Source organism: Polaromonas sp. P1_A2 (genome assembly GCF_056406895.1).
This window is the reverse complement of sequence record NZ_JBFTZI010000006.1, coordinates 164,037-178,641: the sequence shown is the minus strand read 5'-3', so window position 1 is coordinate 178,641 and position 14,605 is coordinate 164,037. Positions and strand designations below refer to the sequence as shown.

The window sequence follows — 14,605 nt, the reverse complement described above, 5'->3', positions numbered from 1 at the left end:
CGCCTGACTAAAACCCCAGGCTGGCGAGCAAGTCATCAACCTGCCCTTGCCCATCCACCGCATCCGCATTGCCGATCTTGATCTGCGGCCCATTGAGCAAACCCTGGCCGGCTTCCTGGCGCTTGTCGGGCGGTGCGTTGTCTATCAAGAGCTGCAGCAGCTGTGTCTCCATGTCCTTGATCACGTCCATCATCTTCTTGATGACCTGGCCGGTCAGGTCCTGGAAGTCCTGGGCCATCATGATTTCCATGAGCTGGGCATTGGTGGCGCCGGCCTGCTGCGGCGCTTCGGCCAGGTAGCTGCGTGTGTCTTTCACCAGCTCGCGCGCATCGGATAGCTCGACCGGGCTGGCGAACCAGCTGTCCCAGCGCTTGCCGAGCTCCACCGCCTGCTTGGCCAGGCTGTCCTGTATGGGCTGGGCCACGTCGATGGCGTTGAGCGCCCTTTCGGCCGCGCGTTCGGTCATCTGGGCCACATAGCTCAGGCGGTCGCGCGCGTCGGGAATCGCCTCGGCCGCGCGCGCGATGCTTTTGTCCAGGCCCAGTTCGCGCATGCCCTCGCGCATCTGGCGCGTCAGATGGCCTATGCGGTTGACCAGCTGTTCGGCCGAATCGCCGGCGGCCGCGGGGTGCAGTGCTACGGCTTGGTGTGCGTCCATGTCAGGCACCCTCCTTCTCGATCTTTTCGAAGATCTTGTTGATCTTTTCCTCCAGCGTCACGGCGGTGAAGGGCTTGACCACATAGCCGTTGGCGCCAGCCTGCGCGGCCGCGATGATGTTTTCCTTTTTCGCCTCGGCCGTCACCATCAGCACCGGCAGCTTGGCAAACTGCGGGTCGGCGCGTATGGCCTGCAGCATGGCCAGGCCGTCCATATTGGGCATGTTCCAGTCCGAGACCACAAAGCCGTAGCTGCCGGCCTTGACCTTTTCCAGGCCCGCCGCGCCATCCTCGGCCTCGTCGACGTTGACGAACTCCAGCTCCTTGAGCAGGTTGCGCACAATCCGGCGCATGGTCGGGAAGTCATCCACGACCAGGATCTTGATGTTTTTATCAACCACACTTCACTCCAGTTTTTTTCATTCAGTTTGACGATTGGTTTACGGCCGGTTTGGCGTTCAGCTTGAGGTCCTACACCCGGTTGGCGCGCTCCCCGAAAGAGCGCAGGTGCGCCAGCACGCGCTGGCTGATCTCGCGCAGCGGTGCTACCTCGGTGACCGCACCCAATGCCACGGCCTCGCGCGGCATGCCGTAAACCACGCAGCTGGCCTCGTCCTGCGCGATGGTGTGGGCGCCGGCCTGGCGCATGCGCTGCAGGCCCTCGGCGCCGTCGCGCCCCATGCCGGTCAGGATCACGCCGATGGCGTTCTTGCCCGCATGGCGCGCGGCCGAGTCGAACAGCACGTCGACCGAGGGCCGGTGCCGGTTCACGGGCGGCGCCTGGTCGACCTGGGCCACATAGTTGGCGCCGCTGCGCGTGAGCGACAAATGAAAGCCGCCCGGCGCGATATAGGCATGGCCGGGCAGCACACGCTCGCCGTGCATCGCCTCCGAGACCGCGATGCGGCACAGGCCGTTGAGGCGCTGCGCGAAGGAATTGGTAAAACCCGCCGGCATGTGCTGGGCAATCAGGATGGCCGGGCTGTCGGGCGGCAGCGGCTGCAGCACCTCGCGTATGGCCTCGGTGCCGCCCGTGGAGGCGCCGATGATGATGAGTTTTTCGGTGCTCAGCAGCGGGCTGTGCAGCAGGGGCACTTCAGCGCCGGCCGCGCCGCCCGCCGGCGCCGCCCGCCGCACCGGCAGCAGTTTGGCGCTGGCCGCGATGCGTATCTTGCCGGCGATCAAATCGGTGTAAGACAGCAGGCCGTCGCGTATGCCCAGGCGCGGTTTGGTCACAAAGTCGATCGCGCCCAATTCGAGTGCGCGCAGCGCGGCCTCCGAGCCGCGCTCGGTCAGCGAGGACACCATGAGCACCGGCATGGGCCGCAAGCGCATGAGTTTTTCCAGGAACTCCAGGCCGTCCATGCGCGGCATTTCCACGTCCAGCGTCATCACGTCGGGGTTGTGCTGCTTGACCAGGTCGCGCGCCACCAGCGGGTCCGAAGCCGTGGCCACCACCACCATGTCGGGCTGGCTGTTGATGATCTCGGTCATCAGGCTGCGTATCAGCGCCGAGTCGTCGACGCACAGCACCTTGATCTTGTTCACGCTCACGTTACCGTTCATAGGGCCCACGCATTCCTGGCGGCCGCGCCCGCGGCCTGGCTGTTGCTGAAGATCTCGACAGGGGCTGGCCGCGCCGGCCTGCGCAAGGTGGCGGCCAGCGCCTGCTCCTCGTCGCGCACCAGCGCCACGTCGGCCTGCTGGCGCAGCTTGCGCATGGTGACCCGGCCCGTCACCGGGAAGTAGTTGATGCGCCGCGGGTAGTTGCCGCGCAAATCCTGGGCGGCCACCCGCACCTGCTCCATCTGCAGGTAACGCAGCACAAAGTCGGCATTGCGCTCGCCGATGTTGAGCAAGGTCATATTCGCCAGCACCGCGCCGCCGCCAAAGACCTTGGCTTCCAGCCGCTCGCGCCGCGCGCCGGCCTTGAGCAGCTCGTTGAGCAGCATCTCCATGGCATAGGCGCCGTAGCGCATGGAGGCCGCCGCGCCGCGGGTGCCCGGCTCGGCGTCCTCGGGCAGCATGAAATGGTTCATGCCGCCTATGCCGGCCACGGTGTCGCGCACACAGGCCGAGACGCAGGAGCCCAGCACGGTGGTCAGCACCATGTCGCTGGAGGTCACAAAGTATTCGCCGGGCAGCAGCTTGACCGCCGCGATGTTGAACTCGCGGTCGAAATAATGGTGGGTGGCCAGGGTCTCCCGGTGCGCCGTGGTCATGGGCCGGCCACGAGTTCATACACCGTCTGGCCCTTGAGCCTGAAGGTGTCGCTGGCAAAGGAGAAATTTTCCGAATGCCCGGCAAACAGCAGGCCATGCGGCTTCATCAGCGGCGCGAAGCGCTGCAGGATGCGGCCCTGCGTGGGCTTGTCGAAGTAGATCATCACATTGCGGCAGAAGATCGCGTCAAAAGGCTCGCGCAGCGCCCATTTCGCATCCAGCAGGTTGAGCTGCTCAAACTTCACCATGGCCGCGACCTCGGGCCGTATGCGCACCTTGCCGGCCTGGGCGCCCGCGCCCTTCAAAAAAAAGCGCTTGAGCCGCGCCGGCGAGAGCTTGCTGACCTGCTCCATCGTGAAGATGCCGGCCTGGGCCTTGGCCAGCACCTGGGTGTCTATGTCGGTGGCCATCACGCTGGCCGCCGCGCCCGCGCGCTCGCCCAGTGCCTCGATCAGGGTCATGGCGATGGAATAAGGCTCCTCGCCCGTGGAGGCGGCCGAGCACCAGACACTCATGGGCTGGGCGCATTTTTTGGCATGCTCGGCCAGCAGCGGGAAATGGTGGGCTTCGCGAAAAAAGGCCGTGAGGTTGGTGGTCAGCGCATTGGTGAACTGCTGCCACTCGTCGCCATGCGGGTCGGCTTCGAGGAAACGCAGGTAGCTCGCGAACTCGGTCAGCCGCAGCTCGCGCAGGCGCCGCGCCAGCCGGCTGTAGACCATCTGCCGTTTCTGCGTGCTCAGGGCGATGCCCGCCCGCTGGTGGATCAGCGTGCGTATTTTTGAAAAATCATGGTCCGTCAGGAGGAAATCCGGACCGGCCGACGAGGCCGTGGCGCCATGCAGGGGTGTGTTCATAGGTTTTTTGGCCATCGCGCGCGGGGCACGCGCCTTGTGCACAGTGCAAACGGCGATGCTTCAATGTACAAAGCCTGCGCCACGCGCCATGGCCTGAAAAGCGCGCGAAAAGGCCCGCTTCTTTGGGGATGGGAAGCTACCGCTTCGGGCAAGGATTCTTACCCCCTCCCCTGCTGGGGGAGGGTGGGGGTGAGGGCCAGCGGCCTTCCAAACACCTCCTGCGACATATCAGACGCCGCGAGCCCCCATCCCTGCCTTCCCCCAGCGGGGGAAGGAGCAAATCCACCAGCGCCATTGCAAGGCGCAAGGAAAACTAAATCGTGACCGTATGCGCCCAGGCCAGCGCCGCCAGGTGCGCCTGGTTGACGCGGGTGGAGGTCACAAACAGCGCATCGGCCAGCGCCGGCACGCGGCCGTCTCTTTGTTCACAGGCCTCGACCAGCGACAGAAAGGGGCCGTACACGCCCTCGCGGCCCAGCAAGGCCTGCACCACGGGTTCGGGCAGCAGGATCTGGCTGACCACCTTCTCGAGCGGGATGCCCAGCAGCTGGTCCAGCAGCGAGAACATGCCGACAAAAAACAGGTGCTCGGCCTCGCCGCGCGGCAGCAAGTCCTTGCCCAGCAGCTCGGCAAAACGCCCGCGCACAATCGCGGCCTGCAGCAAGGCGTGTGAATAACCGGCCGTGTTGGTGGTAGCCAGCAGCACCGACAGCCAGCGGAACAGCGGGGTGTAACCCAGCATGGTCACCGCATGGCGCAGCGATTCGATCTCGACCTCTATGCCGAAGCCCGGCGAGTTGATGTAGCGGAACAGCTTGTACGACAGTGCCGCATCGCGCTTGAGCACACCCTCGATGTGCCGCACGTCGGCGTTTTCCTGCACCATCTGCATCAGCTGCAGGATGAATATCGCCTGCGGGCTCAGCGCGCCGGCATTGTTGAGCGGGCGCGGTGTGGTGCACAGCTGCCCAAAAAACCCGCCCACACCATGCGCGGCCGACTTGTCAAACTCCGCCCAGCCCGGGAAATCCTGCACCACCACGGCCAGCGGCGGCTCGGCCTGTTTGGCCAGGTTGCTGAGCGCCGCAAAATCCGGATGGCTCCACGGCAACTCAATATGCGTGGCCAGCGGCAGCAGGGTCTCGGCATGCGCTTCCATAAACGCGAGGCTTGCGCCGCGCAGCGCCAGCTGCAAACCCTGTTCACGCATGGAAGCCATGCCCGCCACACAGTCCTCGGCCAGGTCCGGGCAGTCCAGCATCAGCACCGTGTTGCTAGGCACCTCGCCAGCCAGGATGCCACCCGGCGGCACGCCGCGCTCGGCATCGAGGAACAGCAAACCCAGCTCGGCATCGTGGGCCCGCTCACCCACAAAGTCCAGCAGCTGCCGCACATCTTCCCGCGCATCCGTAGGCACCGGACTCTGCCAGGCCAGCCTGTAGCCAACCACCTGTTGTTTGGGGTCCAGCAGGGGGGCTCGTACAAGGAATTTGTTGTCTGGCATGGGATTGATTTAGTTTTTTGGCCTGGCGGCCGGCCGGCGGAGATGGGCTTTTAGCGGACTGTAAGGAAAAAGGGTGCAATTGATTGCAGTGAATAAGAAGGGGTTTATGAGTCTGTTTTCGGATTTGAGTTTTTGAGCAGGTCTTGTCCTGACGGGTGCTCCCTCTGCTGAGGGTGGCTGGCCGGGGTTGCCCGGCGGCAACTCACTTTTCTTTGCTTCGCCAAAGAAAAGTAAGCAAAAGAAAGGCGACCCTGGTGTCTGCGTCCCTCCGCTTCGCTACGGGCAACCTGCGGTGCTCGGTTCAGGCGGGGTCTCGCTAAACTCGCTACGCTGCGCTTCGCTCAAACAACGCGATCCCTGATCCGCCTGAACCTCCGCTCCTCGGCGCATACACAAGGGGGTGGGACAAAAATACCAATACCGAAAACCACAAGGACTCGCTATGGCGAGTCCTTGTTTGTATTTGTCTTCTTGGTATTTGTCTTCTGTCCCCGCTCCCGATTGCCCCGTCCTGGCTGGGCCGAGGAGCGCAGAGACAAGCGGATCAGGGCTGGCGTTGTTTGAGCGGAGTGAAACGCAGCGAGTTTAGCCAGACCCCGCTTGGCTCGAGCACCGCAGGTTGCCCCGGAGCGAAGCGCAGGGGACCCAGACTGCGGGTCGCCTTTCTTTTGCTTACTTTTCTTTGGCGAAGCAAAGAAAAGTGAGTTGCCGCCGGGCAACCCCCGGCCAACCGAATTCAACAAAAAGCGCAAAGGCCGGAGCAAGACCGGCCTACAACCCCTCCGGTAGCACCGCCACCAAAGCCTCTTTCATCCAGCGAACTATCAGCTGCTGCCTCGCCCGAGGCATCCGCTCCATAGTAGAAGCCACGCTGATGGCCGCAGCAGGCAAGCCATCCCTCCCAGCCACGGCCATGCCAACGGCCAGAACGCCTTCAGTTGCGTGGTTGCCAATCACAGCCCATCCCCTCTCGCGCGTGGCCCGCACCAGAATCTCCATCCGCTCCGGCGTCATGCCGCCATAACGCGCCAGGCTGGGTGCGTTGGCGGCAATGACTGCCGCCGCGTCTTCTTCAGGCAGCGCGGCCAGCAAAGCCAGGCCGGCTGCCCCCACGCCCAGGGGCTGGCGCGTCCCGACCTGTATCACCAGCATCTGCACCGGGTGCGTCCCCACCTGGCGTGCGATGCAATGCGAGGCCGGGCCCTCGCGCACGATGGCGAACGCCGCGTCGCCGCAGGCCTTGCTCACGCGGGCCAGCACGGGCTGCAAACGGGCGGCGAAGTCCGTGGGTGAGGGCGGCGGGGTTTGCAGCTGGGCCAGGCGCGGCCCGGCCACATACCTGAAGCGGCCGCGCGGCGCGACGTAACCGGACTCCAGCAGCGTGGCCAGCAGGCGGTACACCGTGGCGCGTTCCAGGCCGGCGCTGCGGCACAGGTCGACCACGCGCAAACCTTCGCGGCCGCTTTGCAGCACGGCGTCCAGCAGCTGCAGGCCGCGCCTCAGGGTGCGGCTGCCGCCGTCATCCGATTCGATAAGGGGTGCCGGGGGTTTGGAAGCGGAAGAACGCGGGGCCATGGCACTGGACTATAAAACGTCCGCTGGCCGGACGTTTGAATTTGTGGCCTGGCAGGCCCTGGTCAAGAATTTCCCCCTGCCGCCGCTACCGCCACTTGGGCCGGCACATGCACCGCATACCGACAACAGAGACAACAGGAGACACTGCTATATGAGTTTGTTCAAGACCCCATCGCGCCGGGCGGCCCTGGCCGCGCTGTTCACTGCCCTCGCCTGCACCACCACCCTGCCCGCCCGGGCCCAGACCACCAGCGCCTGGCCGACCAAGCCCATCAAGCTGGTCGTCGGTTATGCGGCCGGCGGCGCCACCGATGTGATTGCGCGCATTGTCGCGGTCGAGCTCGGCAAGCAGCTGGGCCAGCCCGTGCTGGTGGACAACCGCGCGGGCGCCAACAGCAATGTGGGGGCCGAGATCGTCGCGCGCGCGCCGGCCGACGGCTACACGCTGTATGTCTACACCATCGCCAACACCATCAATGCCTCGCTCTACGACAAGCTGGGTTACGACCCGCTGAAAGACTTCGAGCCCATGGGCCTGATCGCCAAGGTGCCCAACATCCTGGTGGTGAACCCGCAGCTGCCCGTCAAGACCCTGGCCGACTATGTGGCCTTCGCCAAAACATCACCCAACGGCATCACCTTTGCCTCGTCGGGCAGCGGCTCGTCGATTCACCTCTCGGGCGAGATCTTCAAGATCGCGGCCAAGGCGCCCATGTTGCATGTGCCCTACCGCGGCAGCGCGCCGGCCGTGACCGACCTGCTGGGCGGCCAGGTGCAGTCCATGTTTGACAACGCGCCCTCGGTCCTGCCGCATGTGCGCGGCGGCAAGCTGCATGCGGTCGCCATCACGAGTGCCCAGCGCTCGCCGCTGCTGCCCGATGTGCCCACGGTGGCCGAGTCGGGCTTTCCGGGCTTTGACGTGCAGTCCTGGTTCGGCATCGCCGGTCCGGCCGGCACGCCGCAGGCCGTGGTGCAGCGCGTGAACAGCGAGCTCCTCAAGCTGCTGGCCCTGCCCGAGGTGCGCCAGCGCCTGCTCAACCTCGCGGCCACGCCCGAGCCCGGCACGCCCGCGCAGATGCGCAGCTGGACGCTGTCGGAAGCCAAACGCTGGCGCGAGGTGGTGAAACAGTCCGGCGCGCGCGCTGAATAAAAACCGAGGAAAAGAAAGAACCGCCGCATGAACCCGATTGATTTTTTCTGGCGCGCCGCCCAGCGCTGGCCCGAGCGCACCGCCATCGACGCGCCCGAAGGCACGCTGCGCTATGACGCACTGGCGGCCTGGGTATCCGCCTTCGCGGCCGCGCTGATGGAGATAGACCCTGAACCGCAAAGCCGCGTCGCCATCTGCGCCGGCAACAGCAGCGAACACATTGCCGCGCTGCTGGCCGTGCTGGCCTGCGGCAAGACCTGGGTGCCGCTGAACCCCAAAAGCACCGCCCCTGAAATCCGCCGCATCATTGACGCGACCGAGCCCAGCATCCTGATCCTGGACGTCGAGTGTGTGCCCCTGCTGGCAGGCGCGCCGGGCCGGCGTATTTACTGCGGCGTGGCCGGCAATGACGGCGCGCCCAGCATGGCGGCCCTGAGCGCGCGGCATGCGGGCGCGGCACGCCCCAGCTTCACACTGCCGCCCGAGGCGACGCAGGCCATCAAGTTCACCGGCGGCACCACGGGCCTGCCCAAAGGCGTGATGCAGACCTACCGCGCCTGGATGGCCAATATCAGCAACCAGATCCATGCCTGGGGCTTTGACGAGAACGAACGTTATGTGGTGGCCGCACCCATCACCCACGGCACCTCGACTTATTTGCTGCCCATACTGGCCCAGGGCGGCTGCCATGTGCTGCTGGCCGGCGCGGGCGCCGAGGCCGTGCGCGCGGCCTTCCAGCACAAGGGCGGTACCGTGAGTTTTATGCCGCCCACGCTGGTTTACATGCTGATGGCCTTGCCCGGCGCATCGCGCGCGGACTTCCCCAACTTGCGCCGCCTGATCTACGGCGGCGCCCCCATGCCGCCCGAAAAAATCCGCGAGGTACGCAGCTTCTTCGGCCCGGTGCTGGGCACCACCTACGGCCAGACCGAAGCGCCGCAAATTTTGACGGTGATGCGGCCCGAGGATTTTGAGGACGAACGCAACTGGGCCGCCGTGGGCCGCGCCACCTGGTTCAGCGACGTCGCCATCATGGCAGGCGGCCAGTTGCTGCCGCCGGGCGAGGTCGGCGAAGTCGTGGCGCGCGGCGACCTGCTGATGTCGGGCTACTGGCGCCTGCCCGGCATGACGGCCGAAACCATTGTTGAAGGCTGGCTGCACACCGGCGACCGCGGCCTGATCGACGAGCGCGGCTACCTCTACCTCAAGGACAGGCTCAAGGACCTGGTCATCACCGGCGGCTTTAATGTCTACCCGGTCGACGTCGAGAACGCTTTGGGCCAGCACCCGGCCGTGCATGAATGCGCCGTCTTTGGCATCCCCGACGACAAATGGGGCGAGGCCGTGCAGGCCGCGGTGCAGTTGCGCCCCGGCTGGCAGGCCAGCCAGGCCGAGCTGATCGCCTTTGTGCGCGAACGCCTGGGCCCGGTGCAGACACCCAAGCACATCCACTTCCACGACAGCCTGCCGCGCTCGCCGGTCGGCAAGGTGCTGAAAAGCGCGGTGCGGGCCCAGGCCATTGAGGCCGCTGCCGATGCCGCAACCACTTCATGATGATGAAAGGCTTACTCCCATGAGCAGCACCAAACCCCAGGCCAAACCCGTCACCAGCCTGTGCACCCATACCCTCACCAGCCTGCATTACCGCAATGCCGACCTGGTGCAAGACCTGATGGGCAAAAAGACCTTCACCGAAGTCATGCTCATGCAAATCCTGAACCGCACACCCCGCGGCGTGGACCTGCGCATCACCGACGCGGTACTGATTGTGTTGATGGAACACGGCCTCACGCCCAGCGCGATTTCCACCCGCCTGGTCTATATGAGCGCCCCCGAAAACCTGCAAGGCGCAGTCGCGGCCGGCCTGCTGGCCGTGGGCAGCTCCTTTGTGGGCACCATGGAGAACTGCTCAGGCCTGCTGGACCGCATATCCGCGGCAGCCGACCCCGAAGCCGAAGCCCTGCTCATCGCCCAGCACTACAAAGACCAAAAAAGCCCCATCCCCGGCTTCGGCCACCATTTGCACAAACCGGTAGACCCGCGCGCCTACAAGCTGCTCGATTTAGCCCGCGCCGAACCCGAACTGGCCGGCAACAAGATTCGCGCACTGGAGCAACTCTCAACCGCCGTCGATGAAATCGCAGGCCGGCCCATCACCATCAACGCCACCGGCGCCATCGCGGCGCTGCTCGGGGAAATCGGCGTGCCCACCGCCGTGATGCGAGGCTTTGCCGTGATTTCACGCGCAGCCGGACTGGTGGCGCATATTGTCGAGGAGCAGAACAGTCCCTCGGGGCGGTTTATTTGGGAGACGGTGGAGGGGGCTGTGCCGTTTGTGGGGGGAGCGGGTCAGGGGATCTGATTCTTTCCCCTGTATCAGTTCATCACTTAGTGCCTCAACACTTCTCTGATGGCATAGAGGAATATGCCAGCGCCATTGGTCTATTGCGAGAGTTCTTTTAATAGCTTGGCAAACATATGATCTGCGCCCCACGCCTGCGCCGCAGTAAACGCAATCTCGCGCACCTGGAGATCAGTCAAAGGCGTGGTTGGCTTGTAGGCTAAGTCGTGCTCAGCCTCACTCCAGGCATGTTGAAACAACGTTTTGATCTGTAATTCAAAAAAATCCGGAGCTTCGGGATGCTCTTCTTCTACAAAGAGCTCTTCGGGAACTTCTAAAATAAGGTGTCGGCCTTCATAACCAAACTGTTTAGGCGAATCTGAAATTACCTTTGACTCAATGTGATTGAAATACCTTTTTACCGTCGCCTCAACTGTGTCGACGTCTGACAGGTAGAACACAGTGATACGAGCGGCAACTTGGTCCTGTATTTCACTGAACGGGTCAGTATATTTCCGCTTACCATTCTGCTGTTTTTTTGCTTTGCCGAGGAAGCGCTTTGGATCTTTGGCGCGTGCGCTGATGCGATCAATACGTTGGATACCATCGACGCGCTTTTCTAGGACCGAGGCCAGCCCACTCGCCAAGGGAACTAGAGTCTTCGCGTACCGACGAGAGTACTCAACGAAAAGTTCGTCGTCTGTCATTTGCTAGACCTTAGCTTCTCGTCGACGATCGCTCCTTGGGTTGAGTACGCGTGAGTGTCGCCAATCTGCCTCGGATGAAACACTTCTTCAAATTTGTCGGTGGGAGCTGAAAGTGTGGCGCCGTTGTCTAATTCAATTTGCTTGTATGGCACATGTTTGAGGAATTCTTCAGCATCAAATCTAAATGACTCGGTGATTAATCTGGCTGGCTTGACGGCAGCCTTCACTGCGTCTTTGGCGGCCGGAGACATCGCGAATTGATCGCAAAACTGGTCAATAGTCAGGGCCTTCGCTGGTAAATTTCCAGCGAGCCGAGCGGCCGCGACGATCTCACTGCGTACTTTTGAATCCGTGGAAAAACGACTCGCCTCTTTCATGGCAATGGCGAGACGGCGTGTGCCCTCAGCTGCCGTGGTTGTGAGTTCCGATCGAAGAAAGTCCACGATCCAATAGTCGGCAATCGCCTTCGAGCCGTGATTCAGTTGGCGATCAGTCGCGATACCTTTCCAGGCATCGTTCTTATCTACTTCGTGTCGGTAGGTTGCAGCCTTGTATGTATGGGAATTCTTTAGGAACACCTGCTCGACAAACTTAACACTCAGTGCGCCGCGGTTTTTGCTAGCAACCACCCCTTCATCAGCAGCAAAGCGCGAGAGCACCGTGCGCTTGCCGGGTTTTCCATCATCTGAGCCCAAGCAAACAAAAAATAGCCCCATTCCTGCAGTGCCAGGGGTCGCAACTTGCAACGCTTGTGCAAGGGGCAGCGCGGTTGTCAATTTAGGCTTTGCGAAGAAGGAAAGTAAAGCCACGCGCGTGGGATTCACTTGGTTGTTTGTAGCGAATGTGATTGGGACGTCACGTCTGGATCTGACGCTGTCAAACACCTCCGAGAGCATCTTTGAAAGCTTACCCTTGTCCGGCTTAATATGGACGCCTTCAATTGCATCGGCCGCCTTTTCATGGCTCTTTGGATATGTCAGAAAACTGTAGATGCTTTCGATTGGCATGCAAAAGTCCTTCTTATGGGCGAGCCGAGAGCTAGGCGCCTCTTCGCTGATACACATCGTGACATGTGCACCTACTACGCGCCTCCTCTAATTGAAGGAGATAGATAGGATTAATTGCAAACCACTTCCTGCCTCACGTGCAAGTGGTTAGTGGTCAAGAACCGCGACGAACTCGGCAACGATCTTCACCGAGTCCATCGAATCGCGGTCAAAGATCAACGGCAAGAAAGTCGAGTCATCGCTATCGGGGGACAGCTTCACAAGCGTATGCCGCCAATCCCCCTCCTCGGTCTGCGTCTTCTCGCTAGAGTAAATCTTGACCGTATAGGAACCACCCAGATCAGGATCATCAATGGAGCGATGCTGCGCGACAACCACTTTTCCTGAACGAGTTCCCTGTGGATTAGTCCGAAAGAGACACCAACTGCCATTCGATATCCGACGATTCATGGACTCACCGACGACCTGCGCAACAAACATGCCGGGTTGGGGACGATAGATATCGGGAAGCTCAATCCAATCAGACGTACCCACGTCGAACGATTGCACGTCACTAAAGGTGCCCGCAGCCAGCTTGAGATCCACAAGCGGCACTGCATTTTTGAACGGCTTGAGGCGCTTTGGATCAACCCGTTTAAAGGGGAGAATCTGGCCCTTAGGTGCAAGGGTGCTCTGCAACGCATCCTCCGCCGCCACTTTAGGTGACGCGACATCGGGTACGCCCATCCTCGAACGGAAGTAGTTTGCCGTCTCGCTGTCTGTGCAATACACATAGCAACCCTTCATGCCACGGGTCATCAATGTTCTATATGTATTCTTGATGATGAGATCCAGTTGCTTCTTCCCTTCAACTGGTCGACTCTTCAACAATGCTTTCCAACCGAAGATGGATCTGTCGGAGGTAGCGCGTTTCTCAGGCCGGCAAACCACTTCGCCATTGCGGATCACGAAGTCATCGCCAATGATCACGCCGACGTAGTCAACCTCCAGCCCTTGACAAGTGTGTATACAGCCAACTTCTTCTACGGAGTCGGGAGCCACTATCCATAAACTGCCGTCTTTGCTGAGATTCCAGCGCTTGCTGAATCCATGCTCGGGAATGACGACATCAAAGGCGTTCGAATTATTTTTACTAGGCCACTTCCAGCAGTACCCTGCAACCAGGCGAGCCTTATTGCCGACTTTGTTCTTCTCGACAATGACGTCATGGAGTTCCGTCGGGGACGAAAAGATTCGAAAATCAAACGCAGTCGATTCCAGGATTTGGTTTGCCGTGGTCCTGACACCCAGTGTGTTGTCAAGCCAAGCCAGATAACCGTCTGAACCACTGCATCGAAACTGGGAGGCCAGCTCCATTACGGATACCTCGGCTCCGACGGTCTCCGCCCACTTGGTGATGTCTTCCTTGGCGCCAATATCTTTAAGCGTTACACGCTGATCTTCATCAATAAAGAAAACTGCACAGTTGGAAGCATCAATGATTTCCTTGATTTGGTTCGTCCCAAGATTTCCGTAAAGACCGGACTTTTCATTGAGTCGATGCGCTTCATCCACGATCAAGGTATCAAAGGCACCAGCGTCCGTATTAACGAATGCACCCGAGCCTGAAAAAAGATTTGAGATGTGCGATTTCTTGAGATGTCCTGTTAACTTGCTTTCATACACCGCGCGTGGTGCCGCATTCTTTGAAACGTAGCGACAGTTCTGTCCAAATTTCGTTAAGGTGCCCAGCAGGTTCACTGCGATGACGGATTTTCCGGTGCCCGGGCCACCTTCAACAATGATTACCTTCTTGCGGTCTGATTGGGCATGCTTGGCCAGCACCAACGCGTTCTCATAAACAATCTTTTGGTCGTCGATCAGTACAAATTCTGACTGCCCGTTGACCATTTTCACCAGGCTATCGGCGAGCATCTTCGAGGGGCGGATGCGACTACTTTCAATCTCGTAAAGAAGATTGGCATCGTCACCGTACTTGACGTGGCGCTTGATGAAATCTCTCAGTTTGGTGCGCTCCTCATCTCCCTTCAGGAACACCGGTGCACGATCCAGGTAGGGAGCGTAGAAGTCATGGCGGATTACGCCATCAGGTATGTAGTTATGAAGGTAGGCACAGGGTTGCAGAGCAACACCACCTTTAGAAACAAACTCGTTGAATCCCTCCAGATGCGCAGCGTAAGACCACGCCCGATAGGAAGGGTGGGTTTCCGGGCGGACTCCACCCCCGAGATAGGTAGAAACGAGGCCGTCCATCTCGGTGAGTTGTGCGCTCTCCCACTGCTTAAGCTCAACGATGATGAGATTGAGTGAGCGACTTTCGTTGCGGCCGGTGACGATGAAGTCAACTCGCTTGCCCGTCTGAGGAATGTTGTACTCAATCGCCACACCCGCATCAGCCGGAATTTCATCATCGGTCAAGACCTTGGCCATTGACTGCAGAGAAAACCGCCAGGATCTGATTTCCGACTTCCCGACCCGCCGTCCCATTTTCTGGACGAAGGCCTCTTCAATGACGTCTTCGATATCCGTGCTCTGTGCCTGCCGCACAAACTCCGACTTGTGTGCTTGGTAGACGATCACTTTGGCAT

13 protein-coding genes are annotated in these 14,605 nt (G+C 61.1%); 3 read left to right on the top strand and 10 right to left on the bottom strand.

All coding sequences use genetic code 11. The annotated features are described in order from the left end of the window. Positions 1-7: 7 nt before the first annotated feature. The 7 genes from cheZ to AC1D09_RS21480 all read right to left on the bottom strand — a co-directional run bounded on the left by cheZ (position 8) and on the right by AC1D09_RS21480 (position 6,812). The gene (gene cheZ / locus AC1D09_RS21510) at positions 8-658 is read right to left on the bottom strand and encodes a protein phosphatase CheZ (protein WP_477664006.1); all 651 of its coding nucleotides are present in this window, start codon (positions 656-658) and stop codon (positions 8-10) included. A gap of 1 nt (position 659) precedes the next feature. Beyond that, positions 660-1,058, bottom strand: coding sequence for a chemotaxis response regulator CheY (gene cheY / locus AC1D09_RS21505; RefSeq protein ID WP_477664007.1), 399 nt, complete (start codon positions 1,056-1,058; stop codon positions 660-662). A gap of 70 nt (positions 1,059-1,128) precedes the next feature. Further along, the gene (locus tag AC1D09_RS21500; protein ID WP_477664008.1) at positions 1,129-2,223 is read right to left on the bottom strand and encodes a protein-glutamate methylesterase/protein-glutamine glutaminase; all 1,095 of its coding nucleotides are present in this window, start codon (positions 2,221-2,223) and stop codon (positions 1,129-1,131) included. Further along, positions 2,220-2,879: a chemoreceptor glutamine deamidase CheD gene (cheD, locus tag AC1D09_RS21495; protein ID WP_477664009.1), complete on the bottom strand. Its 660-nt coding sequence runs from the start codon at positions 2,877-2,879 to the stop codon at positions 2,220-2,222. The genes AC1D09_RS21500 and cheD overlap by 4 nt, the downstream gene beginning before the upstream one ends. After that, positions 2,876-3,733, bottom strand: coding sequence for a CheR family methyltransferase (locus AC1D09_RS21490; protein WP_477664010.1), 858 nt, complete (start codon positions 3,731-3,733; stop codon positions 2,876-2,878). The genes cheD and AC1D09_RS21490 overlap by 4 nt, the downstream gene beginning before the upstream one ends. Before the next feature lie 313 nt (positions 3,734-4,046). Further along, positions 4,047-5,237, bottom strand: a complete 1,191-nt coding sequence (locus AC1D09_RS21485) for an EAL and HDOD domain-containing protein (RefSeq protein WP_477664011.1) — start codon at positions 5,235-5,237, stop codon at positions 4,047-4,049. Positions 5,238-6,008: 771 nt separating this feature from the next. Continuing rightward, complete coding sequence (locus tag AC1D09_RS21480; protein ID WP_477664368.1) at positions 6,009-6,812, bottom strand: IclR family transcriptional regulator; 804 nt, start codon at positions 6,810-6,812, stop codon at positions 6,009-6,011. Positions 6,813-6,963: 151 nt separating this feature from the next. Between AC1D09_RS21480 and AC1D09_RS21475 the strand changes: the two genes are divergently transcribed. Genes AC1D09_RS21475 through AC1D09_RS21465 form a run of 3 tightly spaced genes read left to right on the top strand, consistent with a single transcriptional unit; the run spans position 6,964 to position 10,324 of the window. After that, positions 6,964-7,962, top strand: a complete 999-nt coding sequence (locus AC1D09_RS21475; RefSeq protein WP_477664367.1) for a tripartite tricarboxylate transporter substrate binding protein — start codon at positions 6,964-6,966, stop codon at positions 7,960-7,962. A 27-nt stretch (positions 7,963-7,989) separates the two neighbouring features. Then, on the top strand, positions 7,990-9,516 hold the full coding sequence (locus AC1D09_RS21470) for a class I adenylate-forming enzyme family protein (protein WP_477664366.1): 1,527 nt from the start codon (positions 7,990-7,992) through the stop codon (positions 9,514-9,516). Between the two features lie 19 nt (positions 9,517-9,535). Continuing rightward, positions 9,536-10,324 carry a citryl-CoA lyase gene (locus tag AC1D09_RS21465; RefSeq protein WP_477664365.1) on the top strand — a complete coding sequence of 263 codons (789 nt, stop codon included), beginning with the start codon at positions 9,536-9,538 and terminating at the stop codon, positions 10,322-10,324. A gap of 80 nt (positions 10,325-10,404) precedes the next feature. On the opposite strand, the gene AC1D09_RS21460 is transcribed toward AC1D09_RS21465, so the two are convergent. The 3 genes from AC1D09_RS21460 to AC1D09_RS21450 form a co-directional block, all read right to left on the bottom strand. After that, entirely contained in the window at positions 10,405-11,010 is a 606-nt protein-coding gene (locus AC1D09_RS21460) for a GTP pyrophosphokinase (protein ID WP_477664364.1), read from the bottom strand. Next, entirely contained in the window at positions 11,007-12,017 is a 1,011-nt protein-coding gene (locus AC1D09_RS21455; RefSeq protein ID WP_477701221.1) for a hypothetical protein, read from the bottom strand. The genes AC1D09_RS21460 and AC1D09_RS21455 overlap by 4 nt, the downstream gene beginning before the upstream one ends. Positions 12,018-12,164: 147 nt before the next feature. Next, entirely contained in the window at positions 12,165-14,597 is a 2,433-nt protein-coding gene (locus AC1D09_RS21450) for a DNA/RNA helicase domain-containing protein (RefSeq protein ID WP_477664362.1), read from the bottom strand. Positions 14,598-14,605: the final 8 nt, after the last annotated feature.

Bases quoted from the DNA above. Each gene is read 5' to 3' on its own strand.
- AC1D09_RS21460 (WP_477664364.1), bottom strand. From the start codon at position 11,010: ATGACAGACGACGAACTTTTCGTTGAGTACTCTCGTCGGTACGCGAAG.
- AC1D09_RS21490 (WP_477664010.1), bottom strand. From the start codon at position 3,733: ATGAACACACCCCTGCATGGCGCCACGGCCTCGTCGGCCGGTCCGGAT.
- AC1D09_RS21485 (WP_477664011.1), bottom strand. From the start codon at position 5,237: ATGCCAGACAACAAATTCCTTGTACGAGCCCCCCTGCTGGACCCCAAA.
- AC1D09_RS21480 (WP_477664368.1), bottom strand. From the start codon at position 6,812: ATGGCCCCGCGTTCTTCCGCTTCCAAACCCCCGGCACCCCTTATCGAA.
- AC1D09_RS21500 (WP_477664008.1), bottom strand. From the start codon at position 2,223: ATGAACGGTAACGTGAGCGTGAACAAGATCAAGGTGCTGTGCGTCGAC.
- AC1D09_RS21465 (WP_477664365.1), top strand. From the start codon at position 9,536: ATGAGCAGCACCAAACCCCAGGCCAAACCCGTCACCAGCCTGTGCACC.
- cheD (WP_477664009.1), bottom strand. From the start codon at position 2,879: ATGACCACGGCGCACCGGGAGACCCTGGCCACCCACCATTATTTCGAC.
- cheZ (WP_477664006.1), bottom strand. From the start codon at position 658: ATGGACGCACACCAAGCCGTAGCACTGCACCCCGCGGCCGCCGGCGAT.
- AC1D09_RS21455 (WP_477701221.1), bottom strand. From the start codon at position 12,017: ATGCCAATCGAAAGCATCTACAGTTTTCTGACATATCCAAAGAGCCAT.
- AC1D09_RS21470 (WP_477664366.1), top strand. From the start codon at position 7,990: ATGAACCCGATTGATTTTTTCTGGCGCGCCGCCCAGCGCTGGCCCGAG.
- AC1D09_RS21475 (WP_477664367.1), top strand. From the start codon at position 6,964: ATGAGTTTGTTCAAGACCCCATCGCGCCGGGCGGCCCTGGCCGCGCTG.